Annotated in this window: 15 protein-coding genes; 11 read left to right on the forward strand and 4 right to left on the reverse strand. The window is 36.4% G+C overall.

Annotation, left to right across the window (positions count from 1 at the left end):
* Positions 1-311 precede the first annotated feature (311 nt).
* Entirely contained in the window at positions 312-410 is a 99-nt protein-coding gene (locus GMB29_RS05595) for a GapA-binding peptide SR1P (RefSeq protein ID WP_227551532.1), read from the reverse strand.
* 88 nt (positions 411-498) lie between these two features.
* On the reverse strand, positions 499-624 hold the full coding sequence (locus GMB29_RS05600; protein WP_227551535.1) for a glucuronate isomerase: 126 nt from the start codon (positions 622-624) through the stop codon (positions 499-501).
* Between the two features lie 203 nt (positions 625-827).
* Here GMB29_RS05600 and GMB29_RS05605 point away from each other — a divergent pair, with 203 nt between their 5' ends.
* The 5 genes from GMB29_RS05605 (at position 828) to GMB29_RS05625 (ending at position 6000) form a co-directional block, all read left to right on the forward strand.
* On the forward strand, positions 828-1238 hold the full coding sequence (locus GMB29_RS05605) for an RDD family protein (protein ID WP_136354955.1): 411 nt from the start codon (positions 828-830) through the stop codon (positions 1236-1238).
* A gap of 591 nt (positions 1239-1829) precedes the next feature.
* Entirely contained in the window at positions 1830-3278 is a 1449-nt protein-coding gene (locus GMB29_RS05610; protein ID WP_136354953.1) for a sensor histidine kinase, read from the forward strand.
* Positions 3275-3961, forward strand: a complete 687-nt coding sequence (locus tag GMB29_RS05615) for a response regulator transcription factor (protein WP_136354951.1) — start codon at positions 3275-3277, stop codon at positions 3959-3961. The genes GMB29_RS05610 and GMB29_RS05615 overlap by 4 nt, the downstream gene beginning before the upstream one ends.
* A gap of 293 nt (positions 3962-4254) precedes the next feature.
* Positions 4255-4929, forward strand: coding sequence for an ankyrin repeat domain-containing protein (locus GMB29_RS05620; RefSeq protein ID WP_136354949.1), 675 nt, complete (start codon positions 4255-4257; stop codon positions 4927-4929).
* Between the two features lie 117 nt (positions 4930-5046).
* Positions 5047-6000, forward strand: a complete 954-nt coding sequence (locus GMB29_RS05625) for a DUF4822 domain-containing protein (protein WP_136354947.1) — start codon at positions 5047-5049, stop codon at positions 5998-6000.
* A gap of 260 nt (positions 6001-6260) precedes the next feature.
* Here the strand turns inward: GMB29_RS05625 and GMB29_RS05630 are convergent, their stop codons facing one another.
* On the reverse strand, positions 6261-6992 hold the full coding sequence (locus GMB29_RS05630; RefSeq protein WP_136354945.1) for a MurR/RpiR family transcriptional regulator: 732 nt from the start codon (positions 6990-6992) through the stop codon (positions 6261-6263).
* 189 nt (positions 6993-7181) lie between these two features.
* Here GMB29_RS05630 and GMB29_RS05635 point away from each other — a divergent pair, with 189 nt between their 5' ends.
* A complete protein-coding gene (locus GMB29_RS05635) occupies positions 7182-8510 on the forward strand; it encodes a 6-phospho-beta-glucosidase (RefSeq protein WP_136354944.1) in 1329 nt (442 codons plus the stop codon).
* Positions 8511-8596: 86 nt separating this feature from the next.
* On the opposite strand, the gene GMB29_RS05640 is transcribed toward GMB29_RS05635, so the two are convergent.
* Positions 8597-9481, reverse strand: a complete 885-nt coding sequence (locus GMB29_RS05640; RefSeq protein ID WP_136354942.1) for a LysR family transcriptional regulator — start codon at positions 9479-9481, stop codon at positions 8597-8599.
* Positions 9482-9651: 170 nt separating this feature from the next.
* Here GMB29_RS05640 and GMB29_RS05645 point away from each other — a divergent pair, with 170 nt between their 5' ends.
* The 5 genes from GMB29_RS05645 to GMB29_RS05660 all read left to right on the forward strand — a co-directional run bounded on the left by GMB29_RS05645 (position 9652) and on the right by GMB29_RS05660 (position 16213).
* Positions 9652-12540, forward strand: coding sequence for a 2-oxoglutarate dehydrogenase E1 component (locus GMB29_RS05645; RefSeq protein WP_136354940.1), 2889 nt, complete (start codon positions 9652-9654; stop codon positions 12538-12540).
* Between the two features lie 78 nt (positions 12541-12618).
* The gene (odhB, locus tag GMB29_RS05650; RefSeq protein WP_136354938.1) at positions 12619-13866 is read left to right on the forward strand and encodes a 2-oxoglutarate dehydrogenase complex dihydrolipoyllysine-residue succinyltransferase; all 1248 of its coding nucleotides are present in this window, start codon (positions 12619-12621) and stop codon (positions 13864-13866) included.
* A 152-nt stretch (positions 13867-14018) separates the two neighbouring features.
* Positions 14019-14555, forward strand: a complete 537-nt coding sequence (locus tag GMB29_RS05655) for an acyl-CoA thioesterase (RefSeq protein WP_136354936.1) — start codon at positions 14019-14021, stop codon at positions 14553-14555.
* Positions 14556-14669: 114 nt separating this feature from the next.
* On the forward strand, positions 14670-14831 hold the full coding sequence (locus GMB29_RS26900; protein WP_168733869.1) for a hypothetical protein: 162 nt from the start codon (positions 14670-14672) through the stop codon (positions 14829-14831).
* A gap of 134 nt (positions 14832-14965) precedes the next feature.
* Complete coding sequence (locus GMB29_RS05660) at positions 14966-16213, forward strand: NADP-dependent malic enzyme (RefSeq protein WP_136354934.1); 1248 nt, start codon at positions 14966-14968, stop codon at positions 16211-16213.
* Positions 16214-16354 lie beyond the last annotated feature (141 nt).

Here is a 16354-nt window from a genome sequence, read left to right on the forward strand (position 1 = left end):
AAGCTAGTTTTTTTGCAATGAAATAGAATCCAATTCCCTCTCGGATCATCGGAAATAGTAAACGCTAGATGCAGTAATCATACTGTTTCTAGTGTTTCATAATAATCCAATCGATAAAAGTAAGGGGATATATTCTACTAATAACTTTGGTAATATTTAAGAATAGTTAAAAAAGCTACAATTCCTTAAACTAATGGATTGTAGCTTTTTTAGTAAAGCATTACTAAAGAAGATAAAAATAATTGAGAGCGATTCCAAATTAGGGAATTTTAAATTCTATTAATGTTTATCATTTGTAAGCATAGAATTCGTTAGTTACTTTCATTTTCCTTTGTCTTATTACTGCAACTACACTGACCATATAAAGTTGATACTTTTTCATCCTCAAATTGTTCAATAATTGTATGCATTACAAAGATCACAGATAATGGTTACCATTTTATTTGCTCCCTTCCCATGATTTTAGTTAAGAGCTTTTCTTATTCCTTTAGCTTTATATTAGTATGTCACCATGTTGTATTGTAACAAAGGTCTCCGGAAGAGCTCATGTCTTATAAAAGATAAGAAACTCCTTGAAACTTTCAACATTACGAATCTTGAAAGGGATCCGACATTGGTCGGCACTTTGATAATTCAACAATAGGGCGCATTCTTTAAGCAAGTTGGCTCCTTTTCGTACTCGATCCTTAGTAGATTTGAAGTCATTTCATATAGAGATTCCATTTAATTCCGGTGGAGAGGGCATGTGTTATATTATTCCTGTATGCAATTGTAAGGAAAAATATTAAAATATGAACAAATACTATTAGAAAGGTAGAATAAACAACATGAATGGACACAAAGCAGCAGGATTTTGGATTCGTTTAGGTTCAATTATTATTGATGGATTATTACTTACACCACTTTATCTTATTTGCATGTTACTAGGTGTATCTGACATTGCAACAGAAATATTTGTAAATAGCATTAATTTTTTATATTATCTTATTATCCCTGTGATATGGTCAGGTTTTACAGTTGGTAAAAGAGTGGTAGGTATTAAAATTGTACGTACAGATGGCAAAAAAGTAGGAATTGGTACAACATTGAAACGATACATTTTAGCATCGCTTGTTTATGGTGTAACACTTGGAACTGCATTCATTATTAGTGCATTTATGATAGGATTAAGAAAAGATAAACGATCTATACATGATCTAATTGCAGGAACTCAAGTAATCTATACCTCTAAAAATTAATCAACTAGGAAATTACAAAGAGCTACATTACTAATGCAGCTCTATTGTGATTTTATTATAGTTGATAAAATAATCATATCAGTAGAAATTAAAGTTTCATGGCTTTCAGTAATACCTTCTAATATAATTGGGAGGTATTTTTGTTTTTGAAAAGGCACTTATTTTTCTGCGTAAGTGGAATTATAAACAAAAACACTAAGCTCATACATAAAACAAAGTGAAATGCAGATCCAAAAGATATACGTATTGATAACGTTTATATAGGGGGATTTTTATCCGCCTCGTTTCAAGAGAACCAAAGTGGATAGGTGAGAGATAATTGTCTGTAAACATCAAAAAAAGCATTGCTATCTATTTATTAGGTAGAAAGGAAAACTTCCTAATTGAAGTCACGTTTTATTTTAGATGTTTAGGAATTTTTCATACATATTTTAGAAAGTTTTAAGGATTGTGTGATATGGTTCTTTTAGTTTCTTAGAAAAAATATCGATAACCGTGTGGCTTTGATCGTTTGTAATCAAAAATAAGCTCATTAAAAGGTGAAAATTCTATTAAGTGTGAGTGAAAGAAATAAGCTGGGGTGAATAAATAATGTCAATTAAAACGAGGTTTCTGTTGTCCTACGTTGGAGTAATCCTTATTTCTATCACTTTATTATTAGCAGCTGGGTTTTTACTTATTTTTGCGATAACAGGTGATATAAAATCTATCGAGTATTTTTACAAAAAATCTTATGTTCAAAAACCTTTGACTACAGTAGAGGAAAGTGTGTTTCTTGATTTAAAGCTTTTGGCTAAAAATAATCCTGAACAGCTTCTAAACGATGAACAGTTGAAGAAGATTGAACATAAGGATATCGAAATTGTCGTTAGAAAAGATATGAATATTGAGTATGTTTCCCCAACACTTGATCAGCAAGCATTGGTTAAGTCACTTCCAGGGTTTGAAGAAACGAACATCAATACGCGAGATACAATAAAAATTGATGACTTTTTTTTCACATATGTGAAGTTTGACTTTTATTTTTCAGATAAAAGTGAAGGAAGTATTTTTGTATTGAGAAAGGTAAGTTCCTATGCAGAGTTGTCCCGAGAGTTGTTTCCAATTTTATTCGGTCTATTGCTCATTCTGTTTATCATGATTATTGGAATGTTGAACTATTTAGTTTCAAGAAGCATCATCAAGCCTATCTCAATTCTTAAAGAAGGTGCAGAGCGGATAAAATCAGGAGATTTAAGCTTTGAGATCAAAACTACTTCTAATGATGAAATCGGACAATTAAATAGAGCGTTTGAGGAAATGAGAATAAAATTAAAAGAGTCCGTCAATCTCCAGATTCAGTATGAAGAAAATCGAAAAGAACTTCTCTCTAATATATCTCATGATTTGAAGACACCCATTACTTCTATTATTGGATATGTTGAGGGCATAAAGGACGGTGTAGCAAACACCCCGGAAAAAATGGAGAAATATTTAACAACTATTTATTCAAAAGCAAGAGATATGGATTTATTGATTGATGAACTGTTTTTATTTTCAAAACTGGATTTAAAGAAAGAGCCATTCTCTTTTGAAACGATCGACCTGGTTGAATATATGCGAGACTATGTAGAAGAACTTCATTTGGATTTACTTCAAAAAGGGATACAGATTGAACTTCATCTTTTGTCTAAACCGATAAATGTAACAGCAGATAGAGAGAAATTAAGACGCGTATTGGCAAACCTCATTAGTAATTGTGTGAAGTATATGAATAAAGATAAAAAGTACATTTCCATTTCTCTGCATGAAGGACTATTTGATGTGGTTGTACAAGTTACAGATAATGGCTATGGAATTGAACCATCTGCTTTGCCATACATTTTTAAACGTTTTTACCGAGCTGAAAAATCTAGAAATTCTCAAACAGGTGGAAGTGGATTAGGACTTGCAATCGCAAAACAAATTATCGAGGAGCATGGAGGGGATATTTGGGCAACTAGTGAGCTAGGAAAAGGTACAGATGTCTTCTTTTCCTTAATGAAGGGTGAGCTAATGTGAAAAAGATATTACTTATTGAAGACGAAGTTAGTATTGCAGAATTGCAAAGAGATTATTTGGAAATTAATCATTTTAGTGTTGATATTCAACATTCTGGTGATAAAGGGCTCCAACTGGCCCTTCAAAATCATTATGATTTAATTATTTTGGACATTATGCTTCCAGGAGTAAATGGATTTGAGATATGTAAACAAATACGCGCTGTCAAAAATATTCCTATTATGCTTGTGTCTGCCAAAAAGGAGGATATCGATAAAATTCGTGGTCTCGGGTTAGGAGCAGATGATTATATAACAAAGCCTTTTAGTCCCAGTGAAATGGTTGCTCGAGTGAAAGCACATTTAGCGCGTTATGAACGTTTAGCAGGAAGCCAAGCTAAAACAAATACAATTTTCGTTCATGGAATGTCGATTGATAAGTCAGCACGCAAAGTTCATATTAACGGAGAAGAAGTTCCATTTACTACAAAGGAATTCGATTTGTTTGTCTTTTTTGTGATGCATCCAAATCAAGTATTGAGCAAAGAGCAGCTTTATGAAAATATTTGGGGGTTAGAATCAGCTGCAGATGTTTCAACTGTGACAGTTCATATCAGAAAATTACGTGGGAAAATTGAAAGAGATCCTGCAAATCCGAAATTCTTGGAAACCGTCTGGGGAGCCGGATATCGATTTAATGTTTAAATAGTATGTTTTGGCCCGTCACTAATGTGACGGGGTTTTTTTATTTATATTAAAAAATTTTTCTAATAAGTTTATCTTTTTTTAAGAATTAGTTTAGAGGCAGTTTAACATTAAGTATTAATATCATTTTAGACGGACGAAATAACTAAGTAGATAGGAGGGGGAATATTACTTGGAAGCTCAAATATAAAGAATAAGTATTGTCGGAATGTATATAAAAAAGGGGAATCTTTGCTTAACTTTTACAATTATAATAACAAAAAAATCATAAATATCGTTAGGTTGGGAATCTCATGTGGAGATGGCTGACAATCGTCCTTGGATGTATTTTCATTCTTCAGGGTTGTGTTTCAGATAGCGAAGGAGAACAAAAAAATCAAGAAGAGGTACTAGAAATAGATTTGAATCAACAGCTTATTCAAGCTGCGGAACGTCAAGAAACAGAACTAGTAAGCAGATTGATTAAGGAAGGTGCAGATATTAATACACAGGATTCAGAAGGGCGAACTGCTGCTATGATTGCGACTTATAACAATGATGTTGAGACTGCAAAAATCCTAATTGAAGCAGGTGCAGACGTCAATATCCAGGATAACATAGAAAATAACCCCTTCTTGTATGCTGGTGCAGAAGGTTATATCGAGATCCTAAAACTAACGATTGAAGCAGGTGCCGACCCAGCATTGACTAATAGGTATGGAGGGACCGCTTTAATCCCTGCTTCAGAGCATGGATATGTCGATGTTATCGAAGAGCTTCTAACCAATACTGATATTGATATTAACCATGTAAATGACCTTGGTTGGACGGCTTTATTGGAAGCAATTATTTTAAATGATGGAGATGAAAAACAGCAGCAAACCGTGAATTTACTGATTGATCACGGTGCAGATGTCAACATCCCTGATCAAAATAATGTGACTCCTCTACAACATGCACGTAAAAAAGGACTTAAAGACATTGAATAAATGTTTTTAAAAGCAGGAGCAAAATAACCAGAATCAACTCAATCGTTAAAAACAGAACCGTAATACTACTAGAAATTAATATAAACTGCACTACATTAAAAATGAGGAGGAAACAAAATGAACAAAAAAGCAATAATATTATCATCTTTCTTAGGGTTAACATTAGTCATTACAGGATGTAGTACAACACAAGCCAAACAAAGTGAACAGAAGCAGGAACAAACTGTTAAAGAGACTAAAAAAGAAAATAAGTTAACCAAAGGACAGGAATTGGCTAGTATTCTAAGTAACACAAATTGGCAAGGTACAAAGGTTTATGATAAAGATAATAATGACTTAACAAAAGAGAACGCAAATCTTATTGGTCTTGCAAAATATGATGATGAAACATCGAGATATGAATTCTTTGATAAAACGACAAAAGAAAGCCGCGGCGATAAAGGAACTTTCTTTATTACCAATGATGGGAAAATTAGGGTATTAATTTCAGAATCAATGGGTTACCAAGCTGTTGTCGAAATAACAGAACTAAATAAAGATATGTTCACCTATAAAAGAATGGGTAAAGATGCGAATGGTAACGACGTAGAGGTATTCGTTGATCATATTCCTTATAAAGAAACAGAACTTGCCTTTACTGAACCAAATAAGACTTTGGAAACTTACACAGGTGAAGTAGTTACAAATTTTGATGGGGATAAAATTTTATCCAGCACCCTATGGCAAGGAACAGTGGCATTAGATGAAAACGGCAATGATGTATCAAGCTATAATTCAAATTATTTAGGTCTGGCAAGATATGATGATAAAACCAATAAATATGAATTTTTTGATGCCATAACTGGTGAAAGCCGCGGTGATTACGGCTATTTCGATGTTGTATATGGAAATAAGTTAAGAGCTCATGTTTCACAAGGAATGAAGTATGGTGCAGTTCTCGAACTAACAGAACTAAATGAAAATAAATTCACTTATAAAAGAAACGGTAAAGACAAAGATGGTAATGACATAACTATTACCGTTGAACATATTCCATATAATGGTGATTTTAAACTAAAATTCACTAAGTAAAAAACTTTAAATAGGGTTAGTCATGTAGTCAAACAGGGAACGGATTTCGTTCCCTGTTTAGTTTCTCTAACTATGATGTGAAAAATTATACGGAAAAAATTTAAACGATATAACGGTCTAAAGCAACTGCTGTTTTCATAGGTTTTAGTTTCTTTTATAAGATAGCTTGAAAAATTCTTCCTACTTTATCATTTTTCCTTTTCTTCTATTTTTTATTAGCAATGACAAGTAATTTGTTTATTTTTGAGGCTTACTCCAAGTCAATCACTCTTTCTACTCTTTTCATACACCCTTCTTGCTAATTCCTCTAAAATAAAAATAACTGGAATTTGTGTGGTAATATTTGAAGTTTCAAAAAATTCCTCCGACACATAGTAGGATACATTTTTGTCAGAAATTTTGGCTATTGTAGACTGTCCATTGTTTGTAATACTTAGAATCTTACTGTTTTTATCTTTCAACTGATGAATGTGAGATATGGTAAACTGATTTTCTCCCGAAACGGATAAAGCAATCGTAATGCTATTATTTAAGTTGGCGTGAATAGGCGTATACCAATCTTTTAAGTATGTAGAAAACGTACCTAGGCTTGAAAAGTATCTAGCACCGTATTCAGCAAGAGTACCCGAACTGCCGATCCCGATAAAATATACATGATTTGCTTTAGAAATGGCATCTGCAGCATCCTCTAATTTAGAAGTGAAATTTTCATTTTGAGTGCGCTCTAAAAACTCCGCTACCACATGCTGGCCGCTTTTGATCGGGGTGTCCCTCTTTTCATCCATTGCTAGCTTCAGTTTTACCTTAAATTCTGAAAAGCCTTCACAATTTAATTTCCTGCAGAACCGCATGATTGTTGATGTGGAAACATGAGCCTCATCAGCAAGATCCCGTATACGCATATAAATGACTTTCTCTTTATGTTGCATAACATATTTGTAAATGAGCATCTCAAGGTCATTGAATGTTGCAATTACTTCATTCGTAAACAAAATCCTTTTCTCCCTTCGTGTGAACTTTCTTTTGTTATTATACTTCAAAAGAGAAACACAGTGTTACTTTTAAGAAACAAATACCTTTAAGTGAAAAACAAATCTAACGCTTTCAAAACTATGTCGAATTCCCTTTTCCTTCTCTATAATAGGCTGTGTAAATAAGTTATTTTTTAGGAGGAATGATCCATGAATAAGGGAATTAAGATCGCAACGATTGGCGGAGGTTCAAGTTATACTCCTGAATTAGTAGAAGGTTTTATTAAAAGATATGATGAACTGCCTGTAAGGGAATTATGGTTAGTTGATATAGAAGCAGGGAAGGAAAAGTTAGAGATCGTAGGGAACCTTGCAAAAAGAATGATTGAAAAGGCAGGACTTCCAATCGAGGTTCATCTAACCTTAGATAGGAAAGAGGCATTGAAGGATGCAGATTTTGTAACGACACAATTTCGCGTAGGTTTACTGGATGCTCGTGCTAAAGATGAAAGAATTCCTTTAAGTCATGGGGTATTAGGTCAAGAGACAAATGGACCAGGTGGACTTTTTAAGGGACTGCGTACGATACCAGTCATTTTGGATATTGTAAAAGATATGAAAGAACTATGTCCAGACGCTTGGTTGATTAACTTTACAAATCCAGCAGGTATGGTGACTGAAGCTGTTCTTCGCTATACGGACCACAAGAAAATTGTTGGTTTATGTAATGTTCCGATTGGAATTGAGATGGGAGTAGCAAAACTATTAGATGTTGACCATTCTCGTATTCGAATTGATTTCGCTGGTTTAAATCATATGGTATATGGATTAGATGTGTATCTGGACGGTGTAAGTGTTAAAGAGAGAGTAATAGAACTGTTATCTAATCCAGAGAACAGCAGCTTTGTTAAAAACATAGAAGGGCAAGGGTGGGAGGCGGAATTTATTCGCGCATTAAATGTCCTAACTTGTCCATATCACCTCTACTATTATAAGAGTGATGAAATGCTAGAAAAAGAGATGAAAAACTTTAAAGAAGGCAAAACAAGAGCAGAAGTCGTAAAAAAATTAGAAGAAGAATTATTTGAGTTGTACAAAGACTCTAATTTATCAATTAAACCACCTCAGTTAGAGGAACGTGGGGGAGCGTATTACAGTGATGCTGCCGTTCGATTAATTTCTTCTATTTATAACGATAAACGGGATATTCAGCCTGTTAACACAATTAATAATGGTGCAATCGCTAGCATCCCTTATGGTTCAGCTGTGGAAGTAAGTTGTGTCATCACGAAAGAAGGACCAAAACCAATCATAAATGGAGATTTACCAGTTGCTGTAAGAGGTCTAGTGCAACAAATTAAATCATTTGAACGTGTAGCTGCGGAGGCAGCTGTTACTGGTAACTACGATACAGCTTTACTGGCTATGACAATAAATCCGCTTGTTCCATCTGATAAAGTAGGTAAAGTGATTTTAGATGAAATGCTAGAAGCACATAAGGAGCATTTACCACAGTTTTTCCAGACAACAGAAGTGTAAGAATAAAGTGCAAAATTAACAAAGGGAAAGGTGAATTTTTCATCTTTCCCTTTGTTAAATAGTAGTTTTTTATCAGAACCAATCATTCATTTCTCTTTCCAATCGAAATTTTCGATAAAATTGACGAAGGCCTTAACGACATTCCATTCTAGAGATTCCTCATGGTAATACATCCACGTTCTTCGCAGTATAGGATCTCCATTTTGATCAGTTAAATCTATTTTATATAAATCATCTATTCCTGCAAGTACCCTGCTGGACAAGATCCCATATCCTAAGCCATTGATAACCATTTCCTTACAGGTATCAACTTGGTCGACTGCTATACTAATAAAGGGTTCTTCCGCATAGTTTTCAGCCCACCAATGATCTTCTATTGATTTTAATAAGTAATCCCCTCTATATTCGATTTTTGGAAGATGGGGGAGTTCTGTCATATCTATTTCTTCCTTTGATGTAATACATATTGTTTCTTCAAATAATAGGTGTTTCAATAATCCTCTCCAACCATAGTCTCCTCGAATAAAGCTGATATGAACATCTTTATTGTGTATCAGTTGAGTGACGTCTCTGCTCCATCCTGTAATCACTTTAAATTCAACATGGGGATATTGCATTTTAAATAATTTCAAAATATAAGGAAGTTCATAATTGGCAAAAAAGTTTGATACGCCCAATTTTAATGTCCCTACAACTTCATTACTAGAAATATTACTCATATTGCGAACATTTTCTTTGACTTTTTGATAATGAGAAAGGGCCTCCTCAGCACAATGGACAAGATATTCTCCTTGAGGAGTAAAATGAACTCCTCTGCTTTCACGGGTTACGATTTTAATACCCAGTTCTTCCTGCATATGCTTTAAACGGTTTGTTAATGCGGGTTGAGTAATAAATAAAAGCCTGGCTGCTTTTGTTATATTTTTTTGGCTATAAAGAACCTTCAATATTTCCCAATCACGATAATCCATTATTCCCCAAATCCTTGCGATATATATTTTTTTTATATTTATATATAATTTTTCACTATTTTATTTATTTCAATTATTACATTATCCTTATCCGTAAGCAATTAATACTTATTTATCTAATCATGCAATACAAAATATTAAGAAGTAACGAAACAATGGGGGTATTGTAATTGACAATACAGAAAAATCAACAAAATCCTTGGAGAAATTTTCATGGTCCAAACCTTGGCTATGTAATGGAACAATATGAGTTGTATGTAAATGATGCTGACACCGTTAATCCAGAATTAAAGGAGCTTTTTGTAAGTTGGGGTCCTCCTATATTCGTTGAAGAAAATCAATTTCAACATAGTGTAGAAAGTTCAAGTCCTGTTCCTAACGATCTGGCAGGTACGAAAAAAATCATAAAAACAGTAAAACTACTTGATGACATTCGTTCATATGGACATTTAGCCGCGCGAATTAACCCGTTAGAAAATAATGAAAATGATGACCCTATACTATCTCCTGAACAATATGGCTTAAGTGAAGATGATTTGAAAGCGATTCCAGTTGAGTTGGTATGGACAGATGTTCCAAAGGGGATTCACAACGCACTTGATGCAGTGAACAAATTAAAGAATGTCTACACGGGCTCTTTGGCCTACGAGTTCGGTCATGTACACAATATGGAAGAAAGAACTTGGTTAACTACGATGGTGGAAAACGGTTCTTTAATACGTGAACGATCAAAGGAAGAACGTAAAAGCCTATTAAAGAGGCTGGCAGATGTTGAAGGATTTGAACAGTTTTTACACAAAACGTTTGTCGGTCAAAAACGATTCTCTATAGAAGGAGTCGACATGCTAGTACCGATGCTCGAGAATGCGGTTCGTGAAGGTGCAGCGGATGGCGTACGCAATGTCATGATTGGAATGGCTCACCGTGGTCGTTTAAGTGTCCTAGCTCATGTATTAGAAAAACCTTATCATAAGATTTTCTCTGAATTTCAGCACTCCTCCGCAAAACCACAAGGGCCATCAGGAGATTTGCTCGATATTAGTGAGGGATGGACCGGAGATGTGAAATATCATTTAGGAAGAGATCGATTCATGAAAGGTTCCGGTGCTGTTCGTACCCGTATTACGTTAGCGAATAACCCTAGCCATCTTGAATTTGTTGATCCGGTTGTAGAGGGATTTGCTAGAGCCGCTCAAGAAGAACGCCATCACACCGGCTACCCTAGACAGGATACTTCAAAAGCGTTTGCAATTTTAGTCCATGGAGACGCGGCGTTTCCTGGTCAGGGAATTGTAGCAGAAACCTTGAATTTAGGGGGATTAAGAGGATATCGAACAGGTGGAACTATCCATATTATCGCCAACAACATGGTAGGTTTTACGACAGACAGTCATGATTCCCGTTTCACAAGATATGCGAGTGACCTTGCGAAAGGATACGAAATTCCAGTTGTACATGTGAATGCCGATGATCCAGAAGCATGTCTAGAAGCCATCTATCTTGCCTATCAATACCGGGTACGCTTCAAAAAAGACTTTTTGATTGATTTAGTTGGATATCGGCGATTTGGCCATAATGAAATGGATGATCCGGCGGTCACCCAGCCGCAGGTGTACAAAAAAGTAACAAAACATCCAACCGTAAGAGAATTATATGCTGATCAATTAAAAGCAAATGGCACTCTCAATCAAGAAGAAATACAACAAATCTATAGCAGTGTGCAAGATACTTTGCAAGCCGAGTATGAAAAAGCGTCTGAGAAGAAGCAAGAGGAACCTCTCGCAGAGGTAATGGTACCAGGAGTTATTGCCAAAGGAATTCCAAGTATTGCGACGAAGGTTCACATTGATACCCTTCGTGAATTAAATAAGGATTTACTGAAATGGCCAGACGGTTTTTATGTATATCCAAAATTAAAGCGAATTTTGGAACGTCGTGAAAATGCCTTGGAACAGAACGGAAAGGTAGAATGGGCGTTAGCGGAAGCTTTGGCATTCGCAGCGATGCTAAAAGAAGGCACGCCGATTCGTCTAACTGGTCAGGATTCGGAGCGTGGAACGTTTGCACAGCGTCACATCGTACTGCATGACTCCAGCACAAACGAAACCTTTTCACCTTTGCACCGTATCCCACAAGCACGGGCTTCGTTTGCAGTTCACAACAGCCCTCTTTCTGAAGCGGGAGTGATTGGTTTTGAATATGGCTATAATGTGTTTGCACCTGAAACACTTGTGATTTGGGAAGGGCAATACGGTGACTTTGCCAACACCGCCCAACCGTACTTTGATCAATTCATTTCCGCAGGAAGAGCGAAATGGGGGCAAAAATCAGGTCTCGTCCTCTTATTGCCTCATGGTTATGAAGGGCAAGGACCGGAACATTCGAGTGCTCGTAAGGAACGGTTTTTACAATTGGCAGCTGAAAATAACTGGACAATTGCGAACGTGACAAGTTCAGCGCAATATTTTCATATTTTACGTCGTCAGGCCGCTATTTTAGGATCCGAGTTTGTTCGACCATTAGTCATTATGACGCCGAAAAGTTTGCTGCGACATCCACTGACTGCTTCTGTTGGTACAGAGCTTAGTGAAGGTCATTTTCAAATGGTAGTGGAACAGCCGCAGCTAGGTACTAAGGTGAACAAAGTGAAGCGTCTAGTATTAACAACAGGTAAAATGGCAATTGATTTGGCTGCCCACATTGAAGCAACGAAAGAAGCTAGAAGCCTGGATGAGATACACATTATACGTATCGAACAATTGTATCCATTTCCGAAAGATGAAGTGAAAGCAATACTGCAGCGATATCCACACTTAGAAGAAATGGTCTGGGTGCAGGAAGAACCAAAGAATATGGGATCATGGCATTATATCGCCCCTATCCTATTTGAGCTCGCTTCTGGAAGCTTAAAAGTAGGGTACATTGGACGTCCGGATCGTTCCAGTCCTGCAGGTGGTGACCCGCTAGTTCATAAGAAAGAACAAGAACGCATTGTCCATCAAACATTGAAAATTGATAGTTTAGTAGATACAGATAAACAAGGAGTATGGTTGCTATAAACTAACATTCATAAGCACAAACTGATTAGCACATTTATTAAATTAATGAAGAGATAAAGGCACGGGAGGAGAAGTAACATGATTGAAATCAAAGTACCAGATCTAGCAGAATCCATTACAGAGGGAACCATTTTAGAATGGCTCGTTACGATTGGTGATAAAGTGACCAAAGGTGAAAGTGTAGTAGAATTGGAAACAGACAAAGTCAATTTAGAAGTAAACACAGAATACTCAGGTGTCGTAACAAAAGTACTAAAAGAGCCTGGAGATACAGTAGAAGTAGGAGATGTAATCGCCATTTTAGAAGACAATGTTGCTGAAGGTGAAGTACAAGCTGTTCCAGCAGCTCCGGAAAAATCGGAAAAAGAAGCGGTGCAGCATGCGAGTACCCCGCCAGCACCAGAAATTCCAAAAGCAGCCCAACCGATTGCTTCACCGTCAGCAAGAAAATTAGCAAGAGAACTAGGAATTGATTTACGTCAAGTAGTCAGCAGTGATCCACTTGGCAGAATTAGACCGCACGATGTGAAAGCACACACGCAGATACCTGTTACAAAAGAAGAGCCACAATCGGAAAAGACAAGTTCCAAGCCATCCGCTAAACAGGTAGATCACGAGAACGACAAACCGATGGAACGCATAAAAATGTCCCGCCGTCGTCAAACCATTGCCAAACGTCTCGTTGAAGTCCAGCATACTGCTGCGATGTTAACGACATTTAACGAAGTCGATATGACGGCTATTATGGATCTGCGCAAAAAACGTAAAGATGCCTTTTTTGAAAAACATGATGTTCGTCTAGGATTCATGTCGTTCTTTACGAAAGCCGTTGTAGCAGCTTTAAAGAAATACCCGCTTTTGAATGCCGAAATTCAAGGGGATGAGCTTGTCATCAAGAAATTTTATGATATTGGAATCGCAGTAGCAGCTCCAGAGGGATTGGTTGTACCGGTTGTGCGTGATGCAAATCAAAAAAGTTTCGCTGAAATTGAAAGAGATATTAGCGATCTCGGCAAAAAAGCACGAGACAATGCCCTGTCATTAAAAGATTTACAAGGTGGTACATTTACCATTACAAATGGCGGCGTATTTGGATCTTTAATGTCAACGCCGATTTTAAACGCTCCGCAGGTAGGTATTCTCGGTATGCATAAAATTCAAACAAGACCGATCGCTATCGATAATGATCGAATAGAAAACCGTCCAATGATGTATATTGCTCTTTCTTATGATCATCGCATTGTCGATGGCAAAGAAGCTGTTAGCTTCCTAGCTATGATAAAAGAGCTGTTGGAGGATCCAGAATCTTTATTAATAGAAGGATAAAATTTAAATAAAATGATTTATTGATTTAGCTTCTCTGTAAGGAGCGCTTGATCTAATAGAGAAGCTAAATTAAGTTTTCGAAGCAATCCAGGTCATGAATGGGGTAAACAACGTAGCGTCAATAGATTGATATGTTTTAAGGGGATGTATGTATGGAAGCAAAATATTGCAAAGAGTCACGAGTGATACGAACAAGTCGTGTATTCCCAAATGATGTAAATAATCACAATACATTATTTGGCGGAAAATTAATGAGTGATGTGGACCAAATCGCTTCCATTTCCGCAGCACGTCATAGCCGGAGAGAATGTGTAACGGCTTCAACAGATTCAGTTGATTTTTTACATCCTGTTCAGCCGAAAGATTCAGTCTGTTTCGAATCATATGTAACTTGGACAGGAACATCATCGATGGAAGTTTTTGTGAAAATTATCGCAGAGGACTTAAAAAGCGGTAAACGTAAAATGGCAGCGACTGCCCTCTTAACTTTTGTTGCTCTTGATGAACAGAAAAGGCCAACACGCGTTCCACAGGTGATTCCCGAATCAGAGGAAGAAAAAAAGTTACATGAAACTGCACCAGAGAGAGCAAGAATCCGTAAAGAAAGAAAACAAAAAAGTAAAGAATTAGCTGCATTTTTAACAACAAATCAGCCATGGGACCTACAATCTTGTAATGGTTTTGTCTAAGGTGCCGGAAGTTAAACGTAGGATGATAATTCGAGTACATGCGATACGTTTAGAATAAATTACTTATCTATCTTTATGAAAATGATGAAACGATATCTTTAGGAGGAATTCATAGTGTGGATCATTATTCACTATTCAAAGGCTAACATGACAATGTATGAATTTGAAACTGAAAGAGAAGCCCGGGAAACGTACGAGAATATACAAGGGAGTAACAAGGTTCTTTCGGAAATAATTTATTTTAATGATAATAATCTTTCAAAAGCAATTGTTTAAGATCTGTACGTGATATAAAAGGGAAATAGCAATTTAGTCATTTTGCCTTAAAATAAGGTCCATACTGTACAAAGATTCCTTATCTCTTTTAAATAAATCATAATCTATTACACTAACAAAAGGAGTCAAAAAAGATGTCCACTTTACGTGAAGAAGCATTAAAGATGCACAAGGAAAATCAAGGAAAGCTCGGTGTCCACTCAAAAGTTGCTGTACGTAATGCAAAAGATTTAAGTCTAGCTTATTCACCAGGGGTAGCAGAGCCTTGCATAGAAATACATGAAGATGAAAACAAAGTATATGACTATACAATGAAGGGGAATCTAGTTGCGGTTGTCACAGACGGATCAGCTGTACTTGGCCTTGGTAATATTGGACCGAAAGCCGCAATGCCTGTAATGGAAGGTAAATCATTGTTATTCAAGTCATTTGCTGATGTGGATGCCTTCCCTATTTGTCTAGATACAACTGATCCAGATAAAATTGTTGAAGTTGTCAAATTATTGGAGCCAACGTTTGGTGGAGTTAATTTAGAGGATATTGCGGCTCCACATTGTTTTGAAATTGAGGATCGCTTACGAAAAGCTTGTCAGATTCCGATTTTTCACGATGACCAGCATGGCACAGCCATTGTAACAGCTGCGGGGTTAATGAACTCTTTAAAATTAGCTGATAAAAGAATTGAAGATATCAGTGTTGTCGTAAATGGAGCAGGTGCTGCAGGTGTGGCAATTGTTAAGCTACTTCTTCAAATGGGTGTAAAAGATGCCATTTTATGTGATACAAAAGGAATCATTTATGAAGGTCGCTCTGTGGGAATGAATCCATTTAAAGAGGAAATGGCTCGTATTACCAATAGAGAACAAAAACAAGGTTTATTAGCAGATGCACTTGTGGGAGCAGATGTATTTGTAGGAGTCTCAGCAGCAGGTGCTATTACGAAAGAAATGGTTCGTTCTATGAATCATAATTCAATCATTTTTGCAATGGCAAATCCTGTACCGGAAATTATGCCCCAGGAGGCAAAAGAGTCGGGAGCCCTGGTAGTAGGAACAGGACGTTCTGATTTTCCTAACCAGGTCAATAATGTACTTGCATTCCCTGGTATTTTTCGGGGAGCTTTAGATGTTCACGCAAAAGAAATTAATGAAGAAATGAAGCTTGCAGCTGTTTATGCGATTGCTGGATTAATTGATGAGCAGGACCTACATAGCGATTATGTCATTCCAGATCCATTTGACAGCAGAGTGGCCGCATATGTAGCGGCTGCCGTTGCTGACGCTGCAATAGAATCAGGTGTTTCGCAAAAGCATGTAAATAGGGAAGACATCAAAATGCGTCTATTACCCTTAGCAGAAAAAACAGTAGTGAGTGTTCAATAAAGTTTATTTCATTTCAAAATGATGAATGGGTATAGAGAAAAAGAAAGAAGAAGAACCTGTGAGTAATGAAAAAGAGGAGTTACAAAACGCTGGCTCGAAATTAAATCTACCGAGTTTTTTTATTTAGTTAGAATGCTGAAG

Source organism: Metabacillus sediminilitoris, from assembly GCF_009720625.1.
GTDB classification, from domain to species: domain Bacteria; phylum Bacillota; class Bacilli; order Bacillales; family Bacillaceae; genus Metabacillus; species Metabacillus sediminilitoris.